The organism is Streptomyces sp. WM6378 (assembly GCF_001279695.1).
Classification (GTDB): Bacteria; Actinomycetota; Actinomycetes; order Streptomycetales; family Streptomycetaceae; genus Streptomyces.
In genome coordinates, this window is sequence record NZ_LGDD01000337.1 from 1 (window position 1) to 15,409 (window position 15,409).

General features: G+C 72.0%; 10 protein-coding genes. 1 reads left to right on the forward strand and 9 read right to left on the reverse strand.

What is annotated here, in order from left to right; translation table 11 throughout:
- Window positions 1-49 precede the first annotated feature (49 nt).
- From ADK54_RS37720 to guaA, 3 genes are all read right to left on the reverse strand, one after another.
- Complete coding sequence (locus tag ADK54_RS37720; protein ID WP_078966949.1) at window positions 50-1,294, reverse strand: hypothetical protein; 1,245 nt, start codon at window positions 1,292-1,294, stop codon at window positions 50-52.
- Window positions 1,295-1,415: 121 nt separating this feature from the next.
- Window positions 1,416-2,204: a class II aldolase/adducin family protein gene (locus ADK54_RS37725; protein ID WP_053730343.1), complete on the reverse strand. Its 789-nt coding sequence runs from the start codon at window positions 2,202-2,204 to the stop codon at window positions 1,416-1,418.
- Window positions 2,205-2,317: 113 nt separating this feature from the next.
- Window positions 2,318-3,907 carry a glutamine-hydrolyzing GMP synthase gene (guaA, locus tag ADK54_RS37730; protein WP_053730344.1) on the reverse strand — a complete coding sequence of 530 codons (1,590 nt, stop codon included), beginning with the start codon at window positions 3,905-3,907 and terminating at the stop codon, window positions 2,318-2,320.
- A gap of 317 nt (window positions 3,908-4,224) precedes the next feature.
- Here guaA and ADK54_RS37735 point away from each other — a divergent pair, with 317 nt between their 5' ends.
- Window positions 4,225-4,512, forward strand: coding sequence for a chorismate mutase (locus ADK54_RS37735; protein WP_053730345.1), 288 nt, complete (start codon window positions 4,225-4,227; stop codon window positions 4,510-4,512).
- Window positions 4,513-5,115: 603 nt separating this feature from the next.
- On the opposite strand, the gene ADK54_RS37740 is transcribed toward ADK54_RS37735, so the two are convergent.
- From ADK54_RS37740 to ADK54_RS37765, 6 genes are all read right to left on the reverse strand, one after another.
- The gene (locus ADK54_RS37740) at window positions 5,116-6,306 is read right to left on the reverse strand and encodes a hypothetical protein (protein WP_053730346.1); all 1,191 of its coding nucleotides are present in this window, start codon (window positions 6,304-6,306) and stop codon (window positions 5,116-5,118) included.
- A gap of 278 nt (window positions 6,307-6,584) precedes the next feature.
- On the reverse strand, window positions 6,585-8,402 hold the full coding sequence (locus ADK54_RS37745; protein ID WP_053730347.1) for a GMC oxidoreductase: 1,818 nt from the start codon (window positions 8,400-8,402) through the stop codon (window positions 6,585-6,587).
- Between the two features lie 39 nt (window positions 8,403-8,441).
- The gene (locus tag ADK54_RS37750) at window positions 8,442-10,070 is read right to left on the reverse strand and encodes a succinic semialdehyde dehydrogenase (RefSeq protein ID WP_053730348.1); all 1,629 of its coding nucleotides are present in this window, start codon (window positions 10,068-10,070) and stop codon (window positions 8,442-8,444) included.
- Between the two features lie 136 nt (window positions 10,071-10,206).
- Window positions 10,207-11,850: a serine/threonine-protein kinase gene (locus ADK54_RS37755; RefSeq protein WP_053730349.1), complete on the reverse strand. Its 1,644-nt coding sequence runs from the start codon at window positions 11,848-11,850 to the stop codon at window positions 10,207-10,209.
- Window positions 11,851-11,940: 90 nt separating this feature from the next.
- On the reverse strand, window positions 11,941-13,560 hold the full coding sequence (locus ADK54_RS37760) for a serine/threonine-protein kinase (RefSeq protein ID WP_053730350.1): 1,620 nt from the start codon (window positions 13,558-13,560) through the stop codon (window positions 11,941-11,943).
- A gap of 96 nt (window positions 13,561-13,656) precedes the next feature.
- Window positions 13,657-15,318 (reverse strand): serine/threonine-protein kinase, encoded by a 1,662-nt coding sequence (locus ADK54_RS37765; protein ID WP_234392372.1) that lies wholly within the window; start codon window positions 15,316-15,318, stop codon window positions 13,657-13,659.
- Window positions 15,319-15,409 lie beyond the last annotated feature (91 nt).

Genomic DNA, 15,409 nt, shown 5'->3' on the forward strand with positions numbered 1-15,409 from the left:
GGCTCGGGGTTTCAACGCGGGGCAACGGGTGGGCGGGTGGGCGGACCCCCTACTCGGCCACCTCCACGTGCACCCCGTTCGTCTCCACCCCCGCCGCCGTCACCACTCGGACCTCCACCCGCCCGGCCTCCACGTCCACCGGCACCGGCACCGTCAGCACCCCGTCCGTCGGGTTCGCGAAGCCGCCCGGGACGGGGATCAGGGGGACGTGGACGTGGACCGCGCCGATGCGGACCACCATGCGGGCCAGCCGGTCCGGCGTGCCCGCGCCCGGCGGCACGAACCCCGCCCCGCGGATCTCGATGTCCTCCCCGGTGCGGATCGGCGCGTCCAGGTCCCCCGCCTCCCGGGCCCGTACGACGGAGAGCACCACCGGACGGCCCCCCTCCGCGTACTTCCCCGCGAAGTACGTCACCGCGGAGATCAGCACCAGGACCGCAAGACCCCATGGCAGGTCCGGGAGCCGGTCCGGGCGGCGGGCGAGGCGTACCGCCGCGAACAGCACCCCGACCAGCGTCACCACCACGTACTGCGCGTCCGCGAAACTGCCCCGCCCCGCGTCGTCGGCGAGCAGGTCGGCCCCGCGCGGCCGGTCGGCCCGCACCTTCTGCAACCGCTGCCCGTGGATGCGTACCGTCACGACCCGGCGGACCACCACCGCGATCAATGACACACAGAACACGACCGTCAACAGGGCGCCGCAGCGGGCCAGTTCGAGACCGCGTAAGACCGTCTCGCGCGCGGCCGGGTCGGCCGCCGCGGCCAGCCGCAGCGCGAGGAGCAGCGCCGCGAAGGCCGCGAACAGGACCCAGGCCGCCGCGACCGCCCGCGAGGTGGAGAGCCGGTTGTCCTCGCCGAGCACGGGCGCCAGGAGGCCGCCGCGCGAGCGGTGGAAGTACGCCGTCGCCGTCAGCAGGGTGGCAGCCGTCAGCGCGGAGAGGAGCCCGGCGGTGCGGGCCGCCGTCCAGCCCGCACCGATGGCGGTGGCCGCCTCGGCGAGGGAGAGGGTGAAGACCCCGCCCCACACCGTCGCCAGCGTGCCGCGCCAGACCCGTTCGGGCCAGGTGCGGCCCGCCTCCCGGCCGCGTTCGGCGACCACCCGCGCGGACTGGGTCAGCTCGTCCGAGACCCACTGGCGGGACGCCACGGCGGAGTGGGCGAGGGCCGCGGGCAACCCCTCGCCCGCGGCGAGCCCGTCCCGCTTGGCGAGGAACGCCGCCACCGCACGGCGGTGCCCGTCCCGCGCACCGTGCGCGCAGTCACCGCCGCATTGCCGAGCCTCCTGCACTGCCACCGGGAACTCCGTCCGTGCGCCAAACCCCTTGAACCGTGAGGGAATTGTCGCGCACCAAAACCGCCCGGCGGTCGGCACCGCCTGGCCGGGCGGGTGATTGACGCACCATCAAATTGACGTACTACGACAGGAGTTCGGGCTCCGCGCGACTGACCTGCCGCCACAGCGGCTGGTAGTTGATCCACGCCACGAGATCACTGCCGAGCTGATCCCGGGTCGCCACCGCGTCCCGCCGGTCGATGAGTACGGGCTTGCCGGCCGCCCGTGCCGCGAGCTGCACCCGCGCGCAGCGCTCCATCGAGATGAACCACCAGGCCGCCGCGTCCACCGAGTCCCCCACGGTGAGCAGCCCGTGGTTGCGCAGGACGACCGCCTTGTACGAGGCGAGCGCCGCCGCGATCCGCCGGCCCTCCTCGGCGTCCACGACCACCCCGGTGTATGCGTCGTACACGGCGTGATCCTCGAAAAAGGCACAGGCTTCCTGCGTGTACGGCTCGACGAACTCGCCCAGGGCCGCGAGCGCCCGCCCGTACGTCGAGTGCGTGTGGACGACGGCGACCGCGTCGGGGCGGGCCCGGTGCACCTCGGCGTGCACGGTGAACGCGGCCTGGTTGACGTGGTGGCCGCCCTGGACGACCTGCCCGTCCCCGTTGACCAGGGCCAGCTCGCCCGCCGTGACGTGCGCGAACGGCACCCCGAACGGGTTCACCCAGTAGCAGTCCGCCAACTCCGGGTCCCGCGCGGTGACATGGCCCGACACGCCTTCCTCGTACCCGAACCGGCCGAAGAGTCTCAGCGCGCCCGCGAGCCGCTCCTTGCGGTGCTGCCGCTCCTCGGCGGGGCTTTCGTGCACGGGCGGCAGATCGAACCGCAGCTGGTCCACCGGTATCGGCTCGGGCATCTCAGTCATGGCCGGAAGCTACCTCGCGTTACCGCAGGTGAACAGAGTCGTGCGGGAGTCCGCCCACAACGACGACGGCGCCGCCCCCGCGAGGGGCGACGCCGTCCGTACAGCCGTGGGGGCTACTCCCACTCGATGGTGCCCGGGGGCTTGCTCGTCACGTCGAGGACGACGCGGTTGACGTCGGCGACCTCGTTGGTGATGCGGGTGGAGATCTTCGCGAGCACGTCGTACGGCATCCGCGTCCAGTCCGCCGTCATGGCGTCCTCGGAGGAGACCGGGCGCAGCACGATCGGGTGGCCGTAGGTGCGGCCGTCGCCCTGGACACCGACGCTGCGGACGTCCGCGAGCAGGACCACCGGGCACTGCCAGATCTCGCGGTCGAGGCCGGCCGCGGTCAGCTCCTCGCGGGCGATCGCGTCGGCCTCGCGCAGCAGGTCGAGGCGGTCCTTGGTGACCTCGCCGACGATGCGGATACCGAGGCCGGGGCCGGGGAACGGCTGGCGCTGGACGATCTCGTCCGGCAGGCCGAGCTCCTGGCCGACCATGCGGACCTCGTCCTTGAACAGCTTGCGCAGCGGCTCGACGAGCTCGAACTCGATGTCGTCGGGCAGGCCGCCCACGTTGTGGTGCGACTTGATGTTCGCGGTGCCGGTGCCGCCGCCGGACTCCACGACGTCCGGGTACAGCGTGCCCTGGACGAGGAAGGCGACCTCGGGGCCGTCCTCCTGGAGGATCTCCAGCTGCGCCTGCTCGAAGACGCGGATGAACTCGCGGCCGATGATCTTCCGCTTGGTCTCCGGGTCGGAGACCCCGGCCAGCGCGGTGAGGAAGCGCTCCTGCGCATCGACGACCTTCAGCTGGACGCCGGTGGCGGCCACGAAGTCCTTCTCGACCTGCTCGGTCTCGCCCTTGCGCATCAGGCCGTGGTCGACGTACACGCAGGTCAGCTGCGAGCCGATGGCCTTCTGTACGAGGGCCGCGGCGACCGCGGAGTCCACGCCGCCGGACAGGCCGCAGATCGCGCGCTTGGTGCCGACCTGCTCGCGGATGAGGGCGACCTGCTCCTCGACGACGTTGTGCGTCGTCCAGGTCGGCTCGATGCCCGCGCCGCGGTAGAGGAAGTGCTCCAGGATCTGCTGGCCGTGCGTGGAGTGCAGCACCTCGGGGTGGTACTGGACGCCGTACAGCTTCTTCTCGTCGTTCTCGAAGGCGGCGACCGGGACGACGTCGGTGGAGGCCGTCACCGTGAAGCCCTCGGGGGCCGCCGAGCAGGCGTCGCCGTGCGACATCCACACCGACTGCTCGGCCGGGGTGCCCTCGAAGAGGGTGGAGCCGAGCTTGGAGACGGTCAGCGGGGTGCGGCCGTACTCGCGGGCGCCGTTGTCGTCGACCGTGCCGCCGAGCGTGGTCGCCATCAGCTGGAAGCCGTAGCACATGCCGAAGACCGGCACCCCGGCCTCGAAGATCTCGCGGTCCAGGCGCGGGGCCCCCTCGGCGTACACGGAGGACGGGCCGCCGGAGAGGATGATCGCCTTGGGGTTCTTGGCCAGCATCTCGGCCACGGGCATGCTGCTCGGGACGATCTCGCTGTAGACCCGGGCCTCGCGGACACGGCGGGCGATGAGCTGGGCGTACTGCGCGCCGAAGTCGACAACCAGGACGACGTCCGGGTTGCTGTCGGGCGCGGCTGCGGAGGGTGCTGCTGGCACGGGTGGCGGCCTTCCGGCGGTGGGAGGGGGTCGGTATTTGTCGATTCTACCGGGGCGGGCGGTGGCCGGTTCGTCTCACCATCCGAACCCGGATTGGCCCGCCTCCCGGGCGCCGGTCCATACTGGGCCCATGCGCAAGCACCAGACCTTCGTCTTTACCTATGGCATCCGGCCCGCCGGACGCCATGGTCGTCGTGCTGCTTGAGCAACTGACAAGCGACTTCCACTGAGCGCCCCGGGCCGACAAGGCCCGGGGCGCTCAGTGGTTTCCGGTCCTTGCCGATCCGGGGCGCCGCACCGAATTCCGAGGAGCCCCCATGAACACGTCCGTCACCGAGAAGACCGGCGCCCGCACCGACGAGGCCGCCGCCGTGATCACCGGCGCGCGCGAGCGCATCGACGCGCTGGACGACCACATCATCGGCCTCGTCCAGGAACGCATGGCCGTCTCGGCCGTCATCCAGGAGTCCCGCATCGCCTCCGGCGGCCGCCGGGTCAATCTGAACCGGGAGATGGAGGTCCTGGCCCGGTTCCGCGACGCCCTGGGCAAGCCCGGTACCGCGCTCGCGATGACGATGCTGGAGCTGTGCCGGGGCCGCATCTGAGTTCGGTCGCTCCTCACCCGTACGGCGCCGTGACCGTCCCCGGCTCGGCTTCGTTGGTGGGGTGTCCGTGCCAGCCAGGGGCGGGCCCGAAAAAACCACGCGTGGCTCCGCTGGGGCGTGTGACGCACCTGCAAGTGCGTCGTGGGACCTCGCTCCAGTGTGCGTGACCGGACGGCAGGGGACAGCAGCCCGGTCACCCCATAGGGGCGGCCGGTTCCGGGGACGCCCGGGACCGGCCGCATCCCGGGTCGAAACGGTCGCGCCGGGCGCGGCCCGTCCAGTACGGCGCAAAGAGCAAGTCCCTTACCCCGCACCACCGTTGCCATTGGCCGACACCACGCGCGCCCCGCACGCGCCGGGTCGCCACCCTGGCGCACCCGGACCAGCGGCGCACCCCCCGGCGCCGCCCTGCGGCACCGACGCTGCCCTGACGTCGGTGCTGACGGCCCAGGGCCCCGCCGACCATCACGTACGCATCGGCTGTACGTGATGGCCGGCGGGGCCCTTCGTCCGGTCGGCCTTCGTTCGGTCAGCGGGTGAGGATGTAGCAGGTGCCGATGCGATTCGATGGGGTTCAGCGCGACGAGGCCGGGAGCGAGAGGATCACGTGCGGCTCACCAGGCCGCAGCCCTCCGGGCGGTCCTGCTTCAGCTGCCTGCTGCGGTCGTACGGGTCGACGGGGGAGCCGCTCGGAGAGGGGCCCGACGGGGTCTCGTCGGCGAACTCGGGGTGCAGATAGCCGTCGTAGAGCGAGCACTGCGAGTTGGCGATGTCGTCGTCATAGTTGACGATCCAGAGCTTTCCGGCGGTGGACCGCATGACGGACGGGTCGGAGACCTGGACGTCGAGGATCCGGCGCACGATCGTGCGGGCCACCTCGTCCGAGCCCGGCGCCGCCTTCACCAGCGGGTAGACGAACGTGTAGTCGGCGTGCACGACGACCCCGCTCCGGGCGTCCTTGCTGAACGTCATCCGGCCTCGGGTCTTGACCACGTCCCCGACGAGCCTGACCTTCTTGGGGTCGAACCGGCTGAAGAAGTTCAGCGGGTCGTGCGCCTTGTCCGGCTTGGCCAGGGCGGTGGTGAAGTCGCCGAGGACGTCTTTCTGCAGCGGGTCGATGAGCGCGAGGGCGCCCTCGGGGCGTTCGCCGCGCAGGGTCGCCGGGCTCAGGTCGGCGTCGATCAGGAGGTCGCGGGTGCGGGTCAGGGCCGCGGCCACCTGCTCCTTGGAGAGCCCGCCCAGGGCGGTGGCGTCGGGCAGCTCGATGCCGGCGGCGCCGTCCGCGTACTGCACGGCGGGCGAGCCGCGGAACGGCTCCTTCAGGGTGGGGTGGTCCGGGTCGGAGAAGGACGGGGCAGCCGTGGGCGCCGCGGTCTCCGGCGGGAGCTGGGCCGTGGCCGAGCTGTCGGAGCTGTCGCCGCCGGTCACCAGGGACAGCGCGCGGGACGGGTTCAGCGCGACGAGGAGGACGCCCGCGGCGGCGAAGACGCCGAGCACGCCCCACGTGCGGCGCCTGCGCCCGGCCCGCCCGTTCATCTCCTGCCAGGCGGGCCCGGTGCGCCAGCCCTCCGGTTCGGCGGGGCGCTTCTTGCCCTTGCGGCCCCGAGCCTGGCCCTCGGCGGCCTCCTGCTCCTTGCGCAGCCGCTCGGTCACCATCCGGGCCCGCGCCGAGGGCTCCTTGGGCGCGGACTTCCTGATGTCCCGCTCGGTGTCGCGGACGAACTGCTCCCAGATCTCGTCCGGCAGCGAATCGTCGCCCGACGACCCCTTCGAGACCGGCGGCTTCTCGCTCACTTCTGGTGACCCCTCTTGACATGTCCTGTGCGGCACACGCCGCGGCAGCGGTTCGACATGCGGAGCCGCGCGATGGTTGCCGCCAGGGAGGGGTGGTGTGGATCACATAAGGATTTCGTGAAGGCAGAACAACCATTCACAGGAGTCACAGGTCATGCATGCGGAACCAACAGCCTCGCCCGTGTTCTGTTCACGCCGGCGGGGCTCCACCAGGTCTCCGCATACGCAAGAGGCGCTGCACTCGGAGGGGGGTGCAGCGCCTCTTGCCGTGTGCGGCGCTATCCGTCCGACTTCGGCGGGACCGTCGGCATACCCAGGAACGGCAGCTTCAGGGCGCCGAACGCCTCCGCCGGGACCACCGGGGACTTCGGCTCGACGGGGGCGAGCCGGACGTAGGCCGCGCCCTGCGCGGGACGCGGGTCCTCCTCGCCCTTGTTCGGCCAGAGCGACATCGCCCGCTCGGCCTGTGCGGTGATCGTCAGGGACGGGTTCACCCCGAGGTTCGCCGAGACGGCCGCGCCATCGACGACCGAGATGCCCGGGTGCCCGTACAGCCGGTGGTACGGGTCGATCACGCCGGTCTCGGCCGAGTCGCCGATCGGGCAGCCGCCCAGGAAGTGCGCGGTGAGCGGGGTGCCCATGAGCTCGCCGACGTTCGAGCCCGCGAAGCCGTTGATCTCCGCGGCGATCGCCGTCGCCCCCTCGGTGGCCGCCCGGATCTGCTTGGGGTTGGGCGCGCCGTGGCCCTGCTCCGCGGTCAGCAGACCCTTGCCGACGCCGTCCGGCTTGAGATGGGTGGTGAGCGAATTGTCGAGTGACTGCATGACCAGACCGATGATCGTTCGCTCGGACCAGCGGTGGTTGCTGATCGAACGTGCGAGGAGCAGCGGGTGCTTCGCCGCGTTGCCGAGCCAGTTGCGCACCCGGTTGACCCCGTACGGCACCTGGAGGATCGACATGCTGCCCATCGCGTTCGAGCCCTTGCCGTAGCGCACGGGCTCGATGTGGGTGTTCTCGTCCGGGTGGATCGAGGAGGTGATCGCGACGCCCCGCGTGAAGTCGACCCTGGGCTCGCCGTGCTGCCTGCGGTAGCGCCGGCTTGTGGTCTGCGCACCGACGAGCGCCTCGGAGTTGGTCCGGGTCAGCTCGCCCAACTTCTTTGATATGTAGGGGAGTTGGCCGCCCGCCTTCATGCGGTGCAGCAGGGTCTGGGTGCCGTAGGTGCCGGCCGCGATGACGACGCGGCGGGCGGTGAAGAGCCGGCCCGCGGAGTTCTTGCGGTCGGTCGGCAGGGTGGCGACGGCGTGACCGCCGCGCGAGTCGCCGGTCACCGAGACGACGGTCGTCATGGGGTGGACGACCGCGCCCGCCTTCTCGGCGAGGTAGAGGTAGTTCTCGTTGAGGGTGTTCTTGGCGCCGTGCCGGCAGCCCGTCATGCACTCGCCGCACTCGGTGCACGCCTTGCGGGACGGACCGGCCCCGCCGAAGTACGGGTCGTCAACTGCGGTGCCGGGCTTGGCCTTTGACGTACCGTCGGCGTCCTGGCCGTCGCCGAAGAAGACGCCGACGGGCGCCATGTGGAAGGTGTCGCCGACACCCATGCGCTGGGCCGCCGCCTTGAGGTGGACGTCGGACGGCGTCATCGTCGGGTTGAGCCGCACCCCGAGCATGCGCCGCGCCTGGTCGTAGTACAGCGTCAGCTCGTCCCGCCAGTCGGTGATGTCCTTCCACTGCGGGTCGTCGAAGAACTGCTGGGGCGGCACGTAGAGGGTGTTGGCGTAGTTGAGGGAGCCGCCGCCGACCCCGGCGCCGCCGAGCACCATCACGTTGCCGAGCAGGTGGATGCGCTGGATGCCGTACAGGCCGAGCTTCGGCGCCCACAGGTAGTTCTTGATGTCCCAGGAGTTCTTGGGGAGCGTGGCCGGTGTGAAGCGGCGGCCCGCCTCCAGGACGCCGACCCGGTAGCCCTTCTCGGTGAGCCGCAGCGCCGTCACCGAGCCGCCGAAGCCCGAGCCGATCACGACGACGTCGTAGTCGTAGTCGTGGCCGTCCCCGCCGTCCGCGTCCGGTTTCTGGGCTGGGGGTACCTGGGACATGGCTCTCCTCGTGCACAGGGGCGGACTGGTCTCGGTGGGCTAGCGCAGGCGCAGGGCCTTCATCGCCTTCAGGCTGCGGCTCATGAAGGCCGCGTACTTCTCGTCGTCCATGCCGAAGGACGGGGCAAGCGGGAGGACGCGCTGCTGGGCGATGGTCTGGGCCTCGGTGTACTTGAGGATGCCCTCGGAGCCGTGCCGGCGGCCGAGGCCGGAGTCCTTCATGCCGCCCATCGGCGACTGGACGCTGCCGTACGCGGGCGCGTACCCCTCGTTGATGTTGACCGTGCCGGTGCTCAGCTTCGCCGCCACCTCGTGGCCGCGGCGCGAATCCTTCGTCCACACCGAGGAGTTGAGGCCGTACGGCGTGCCGTTGGCCTGCTCGATGACCTCGGCCTCGTCCTTGAAGCGGTAGATCGAGACGACCGGGCCGAAGGTCTCCTCGGTGCACACCGCCATGGGGGCCTCGACGCCGTCCAGGATGGTGGGCTCGTAGAAGAGCGGGCCGATGTCGGGGCGGGCGACGCCGCCCGCGACGAGCTTGGCGCCCTTGGCGACGGCCTCCTCGACGTGCCGGGTGACGGTCTCCAGCTGGCGCTCGCCGACGAGCGAGCCCATGTCCGCTCCGTACGCGAGTGATTGACCGAGCCGCATCGCCTTCGTACGTGCGGCGAATCGATCGACGAAAGCGTCGGCGATCGATTCGTGAACGTACAGTCGCTCGATCGAGATGCAGAGCTGTCCGGCGGAGGAGAAGCAGGCTCGGACGGCGCCCGCGGCGGCCTTCTCCACATCGGCGTCGTGCAGCACGAGCATGGCGTTCTTGCCGCCCAACTCCAGGGAGACGCCGACCAGTCGGGCCGCGGCGCCCTGGGCGACCTCGCGGCCGGTGCGGGTCGAGCCGGTGAAGGAGACGTAGTCGGCGTGCTTGACGACCTCGGGGCCGACGACCGGTCCGTCCCCCAGTACGACCTGGAAGACCTCGGCCGGAAGGCCCGCCTCGATCAGCAGGTCGCGCGCCCACAGGGCGGTCAGCGCGGTCTCCGTGTCGGGCTTCATCACGACGGCGTTGCCGGCGACGAACGCGGGCAGCGCGTCGCCCACCGACAGTTCGAGGGGGTAGTTCCAGGGCGCGATCTGCCCGACGACCCCGCGCGGCTGGCGCAGCTCGGTGACCTTGGTCAGGGTGGGCACAACTCCCGTGTGCCGCTTGGGCTTCAGATAGGCCGGCGCCTTGCGCCCGTAGTGCCGGGCGGCGACCGCGACGGCCTGCACCTCTTCGTGCGCGTGGAGGCGGGCCTTGCCGGTCTCCAGCTGGATCAGGTCGAGCACCTCGGCCTGGCGGGCGAGCACCAGGTCGTGGAAGCGGAGCAGCACGGAGGCGCGGGCGCGGACCGGCGTCGCGGCCCAGGCGCGCTGCGCCGTGCGGGCGCGCGCGAAGGCCTCGGCGACGTCCTCGGGCGTGGACTCGGGCAGGTCGGCCAGCTTCTCCCCGGTGAACGGGGTGTGGTTGGCGGTCCGTCCGGAGCCGGCCACACCCCGGGTGAGCTGGGCGACCAGCTGGCTCGTGACCACATCGGCGGCGGTGCGCGCGCCTGCTGGGGCCGGGGCGACCGGGTTGGTGCCGGCGGGCTTGAGGGTGGTCGTGGGCGAGGCCTGCGAGTCCGTCATGGGGCGAGCGTATGCCTGGCGGGGCACTTTCGGTACCCGTCGGTAACGGGTTTTCGGACCCCAGGTAACCCCGCCAGCGATCACTGGCCACATAACCGCTGATCAGCGACTTACGGCCGCCGGGGCCCGAATTGCTCTACAGGTCGTGGATCTTCAGCCCGTCCGCGACCTGAGCGAACAGCCGCTCGCCGTCCTGTTCCGCCTTGCCTGCGGCCGGCATGGACACCCGCAGCCGCCAGTAGGCGGTGCCCTTCCCGGGCACGAGCAGCTCGTGGTAGCGGTAGCGGGTCGGGTTGGGGTCTGAGGAGGCCGAGTTCGGGGTGTAGTCGGTGACGATGTCGTACGCCTGCTTGCCCTGGTGCTTGACGGTGGTGGTGGTCACCTTGCCGTTGGTGAACTCGGTGCCGTTCCTGCCGCCCTTCTCGTAGTACGTCTTCCACGCCCCGGCGTCGCCGGGCAGCGTGTTGTGGGCCTTGTCGGTGGCCGGGTCGAGCCGGTCTGCGTAGATCTGGAAGACGGCGCTCGGGTCCTTGTAGGTGACGTTGTCGCCTTCGGTGCCCTGGGTGCGCGCGTAGTCGTCGGGGACCGCGACGTCCGCGTGCAGCACCTCGTTCTCGGGCCGCACCTGCCAGCCCGCGGGCAGCCCGCCGCCGCCGAACGGATTCACCAGGAGCAGCACGAGCGCGCCCACTACCACCAACACCACGCCACCGAGGCCGAGTTGGGCCCCTCGGTTGCCGACGAACACCGGCGGAACCCAGCGGCTCCCGCCCGTCGGCGCCCCGTCGCCCGCGTACAGCCGGGTCGCCGCGAGCGGGGCCGGGGCCGGGTTCGCGGCCGGTTCCAGCGTCGCGCGTATCTCGGTGGTGCTCGGCCTGGCCGCCGGGTCCTTGCGCAGGAGCTGCATGACGAGGGTGCCGAACGCGCCGGAGCCGCGGGCGGGCACCTGCGGTTCGGCGGAGAGCACCGCCTGGAGGGTGGCCGGGGTGTTGCTGCGGCGGTAGGGGGACACGCCCTCGACGGCCGCGTACAGGACGACGCCGAGTGACCACAGGTCGGACTCGGGACCGGGACGCTGGCCAAGGACCCGTTCCGGGGCGATGAATTCGGGCGAGCCGACGAACGCGCCGGTCTCGGTCAGGCCCTGTTCGCCCTCGACCTGGGCTATGCCGAAGTCGGTGAGCACGACCCGGTCGCCGCGCCCGAGCAGCACGTTGTCCGGCTTGACGTCGCGGTGCAGGACGCCCGCCTCGTGGGCCGCCGACAGCGCACCGAGCACGGCGAGGCCGATCCTGGCGGCCTCGCGCACGTCGAGGGTGCCCTCCTGGAGCCGGTCGGCGAGCGACTGGCCGCGCACCAGCTCCATGACGATCCAGGGCTTGCCGTCCTCCATGACGACATCGTGCACGGTGACCACCGAGGGGTGGTCGATGCGGGCGGCTGCGCGGGCCTCGCGCTGCATGCGCAAGTAGACGTTGGCCCGCTCGCGCTCGCCCAAGTGGTCCGGCACCCGGGGTTCCTTGACCGCGACGTCGCGGTCGACGACCTCGTCGCGGGCCCGCCAGACCGTGCCCATGCCGCCGTGCCCGAGCCGTCCCACCAGGCGGTAGCGGCCGCCGAGCAGCCGCCCCGTGCCGTCGCCGGCGCCGTCGGCCGGTTGCTGCTGCGTCGGCTCGTACGGCTTCGGCTCGTATGCCGTCTGCTGCGGTACCGGAGCGGGCTCCGGGGGTCGCAGGCCGTAGCTGGTGGGCTCGTTCGCCCGTCCCCCATCGTCTCTCATGCCCACATCCTGACGAACGGCGGTGCAGGGTGCTACATCAGGCCATGTGCGGATGCACACCCGTGACAGAAGCGGGCGGGGGCGGGCGGCTCAGGGGCCGGGCGCGAAGGAGTCGAGCGCGGTGTCGAAGGTCCGCTTCGCCTCGTCGAGCCGGGCGACCGGCGCCGACACCCACACGTCGTACATCCGCCCGAAGTCGTCCCAGCACTCGTCGTAGGTGTGCCGGGCGCCCTCGGCCTTGGTGAACCCGTTCCAGGTGAACTCCCACAGCGCCGCGTCGCGTCCGTGGTGGGTGGTCGCGGTGACCTTGCCGTCGCGGTAACCGGGGTTGCCGGCCGGCCCGTTGGCGGCCGCCAGCCTCATGACGCCGAGCGGCCCGCCGGACACCGAGTTCTGCGTGCGGATGCCGATCCTGACGGCGCCGTCCGGGGACTTGTAGAACACGCGCTGCTCGTCGGTGGTACGGACGTAGCCCTCGGGCAGGACGAGCGCGAAGCCGTCCGGGTCGCGGACGAAGCGGAATCCGTCGGGCACCGGCGGCGGGGCCCGCCGCGGGGGCGGCGGAGGAGGCGGGGGCGGCCACCAGGAGGGGTCCGGCGGGGCGGCGCCGGTGCTCGGCGCGGACTGCTCCACCGAGGTGCGGCCCCCTCCCCCGTCACCGAGCGCGAGGACCGCGACGGCCGCGCCCGCCCCGGCGAGCACGATCACCAGGGCGGCTCCCACCAGCACGCTCCGGGCCTGCCAGGGACGGGCCGCGGGCGAGGGCGACGTCACTGGGGTGGCGGGGAGTTCGGGGGCCGGCGGCACCGGCTGGTCGACGCGCTCGGTCGGTACGTAGCGCGGTCTCGGGGTGCTGCCCGTCGCGGCGAACGTGCGAAGGAGCGACTCCGCCTCCACCGCGCCGAGCCGGTGCGCGGGGTCGCGTTCCAGAAGGCCGTGGACGACGGGAAGCAGCGGGCCCGCGGCCCGGGGCGGCCGGATCTCGTCGAGGACGACGGCGTGCAGGACGCCGCCCAACGAGTCGCGATGGAAGGGGGATTCGCCGCTCAGGGCCGCGCACAGCAGGGCACCGAGCGACCACAGGTCCGACTCGGGCCCGGCGTGCGCGCCCTGCATCCGCTCCGGCGCGGTGTATTCGGGCGAGCCGACGAACGCGCCCTCCTCGCTGATCGTCGAGGTGCCCGGCACCTGCGCGATGCCGAAGTCGGTGAGCACGACGCGTCCGCTGTCCTCCTCGATGAGGACGTTGGCGGGCTTGAGGTCGCGGTGCAGCACGCCCCGGGCGTGCGCGGTAGCGAGCGCGCCGAGCAGTGCCACCCCGATGCGCGCGGCCTCCTGGACCCCGACGGGCCCGGCGGAGGCGAGCCGGTCGGCGAGCGAACCGCCGTCGACGAGCTCCATCACGATGTACGAACGGCCGCCCGCGCCTTCGGGACCGGCTTCCTCGACTACGTCGTGGACGACGATGACGTGCGGGTGCTTGATCTGGGCGACCGCGCGGGCCTCGCGCAGCGCGGCGGTGGCGGGCGCGCCGCCCTCGGGGTGCAGTTCCTTGACGGCGACCTGGCGGCCGAGCAGTTCGTCCTGCGCGCGCCAGACGGTGCCCATCCCGCCCCGGCCGAGCCGCCCCCCGAGGCGGTAACGCCCCGCCACAAGGCGGGAGTTGGGACGGCCTTGGGGCTCTTTTGGATCCTGCTCTGCTGTGGGCACCGGGTTCCCCCTCGATCTCCCGCACGCGTGCAGGGCCCATCATGCCGCACCCCGGGCGGGCTCCGACGGCGTTCGCCGCAGGTGGGAAAAGCCCGGTCAGCCGCCGTTGGAGGAGGTGGGCTGCCAGCCCTGGAGCACCGTGTCGAACTGCTGGCGGGTGGTCGCCCAGTCCTCGTCGGGGCCCGACATGTAGATGGCGTACTCGGGTTTGCCCCCGTCGCCGTAGTACATCTGGTCGATGGCGTGCCGCTTGCCGGGAAAGTCCTGCTTCTCCACGTAGGTGAACTCCCACAGGGACGACTTCACCTGGTCCCGGTAGGTGTTGCTGTGCAGGGTGACCCGCTTGTACTGGGGCAGCCGGTCCTTGAGCGACTTCTCCATGTTGAGCATGTGCATGTACGGGTTCTCGAAGTCGGGCACCTTGTCGACGCTGATCCGGATGCGGTGCTTGCCGTTGTCCGGGGTGTAGTCGATCTCGGCGCCGTCCATCTGCCGCTTCCAGCCCTTGGGCACGAGCAGGCTGAAGCCGGCCTGGTCCTTGACCCGCTGCCAGCCGACGGGCACCGACTGGTCGCCGCCGCCCGGCTTGCCGCTGGAGTCGGTGGTGGTGGGCGGTCCTGAGGTCTGCGAACTGCCGCCGCCCGAACCGTCACCGCCCTCCTGGTACTTCATGTACGCGAATGCCGTACCCACGCCTACGACCGCGGCCAGCACGACGACCAGGGCCACGGTGCGCCAGCGCCGCCTGCGCGGCGCGGGCCGGGCGTCGGGCTGCGGGGCGGGCCGCGCCGGGGCCGGGCGCGGGGCCGGGTTCGCTTCGGTGGGCCCGGTCTGGGACGTGGTGGCCGAGCGCATTTCCCGCTCGGACAGGTGACGGGTCGGCACATAGGCCTGGGCGGCCTTGGAGGAGCGCCCCTCCATCGCGTCGAGGAACATCCGCTCGGCCTCCTCGACCGAGGGGCGCTCCTCCGGCTGCTTGCGGAGCAGCGCGATGATCACGGGGGCCAGCGCTCCGGCCCGGTCGGGCGCCGGGGGTTCGTCCTCCACCACGGCCTGCATGGTGGAGATCGGCGAGTCCCGGCGGAACGGCGACTCGCCCTGCACGGCGGCGTACAGCGTGGCGCCGAGCGACCACAGGTCGGAGGCGGGGCCCGGGTGCGCGCCCTGGACCCGCTCGGGCGCCAGGTAGTCGATGGAGCCGACGAGTTCGCCGGTCTTGGTGATGGTGACGTCGCCCTCGATGGCGGCGATGCCGAAGTCGGTGAGCAGCACCCGCCCGTCGCTGGCGAGCAGCACGTTGCCGGGCTTCACGTCCCGGTGCAGGACGCCGGCCGCGTGCGCCGCGCGGAGCGCGCCGAGGACGTGCAGTCCGATGCGGGCGGCCTCGCGCGCGTCGATGCGGTGGTCGTCGGCGGCCTTGACGGCGTCGGCGAGCGAGGGCCCGTCGACGTACTGCATGACGATCCAGGGCCGGTTGTCATGGTCGAGGACGTCGTGGACGGTGACCACGCCGGGGTGGGTGATGCGGGCGGCGGCGCGGGCTTCCTTCTGGGTGCGCGCGTGCAGGATCGCCCGGTCGGCCTCGGCCACGTAGAGGGCGGCGGTGAGTTCCTTGACGGCGACGGTGCGGTGCAGGACCTCGTCGTGCGCGCGCCAGACCTTGCCCATGCCGCCGCGGCCTATCGCGTCGCCGAGCCGATAGCGCCCGGCGAGCAGCAGCCCCGCGCCGGAGCCGTTCGTGCTGTGAGTGTTTTCCACGTCCCCCGCCCGCCCAGACCTTTCCTACGAGGTCAGATTACGGAGCGGAATCCGGCCAGGGAACCTCGGGGCACCCAACCGTGACCATACG

Coding starts and splice junctions, on each gene's coding strand:
- ADK54_RS37725 (WP_053730343.1), bottom strand. CDS start 2,204: ATGACTGAGATGCCCGAGCCGATACCGGTGGACCAGCTGCGGTTCGAT.
- ADK54_RS37735 (WP_053730345.1), top strand. CDS start 4,225: ATGAACACGTCCGTCACCGAGAAGACCGGCGCCCGCACCGACGAGGCC.
- ADK54_RS37745 (WP_053730347.1), bottom strand. CDS start 8,402: ATGTCCCAGGTACCCCCAGCCCAGAAACCGGACGCGGACGGCGGGGAC.
- ADK54_RS37750 (WP_053730348.1), bottom strand. CDS start 10,070: ATGACGGACTCGCAGGCCTCGCCCACGACCACCCTCAAGCCCGCCGGC.
- ADK54_RS37755 (WP_053730349.1), bottom strand. CDS start 11,850: ATGAGAGACGATGGGGGACGGGCGAACGAGCCCACCAGCTACGGCCTG.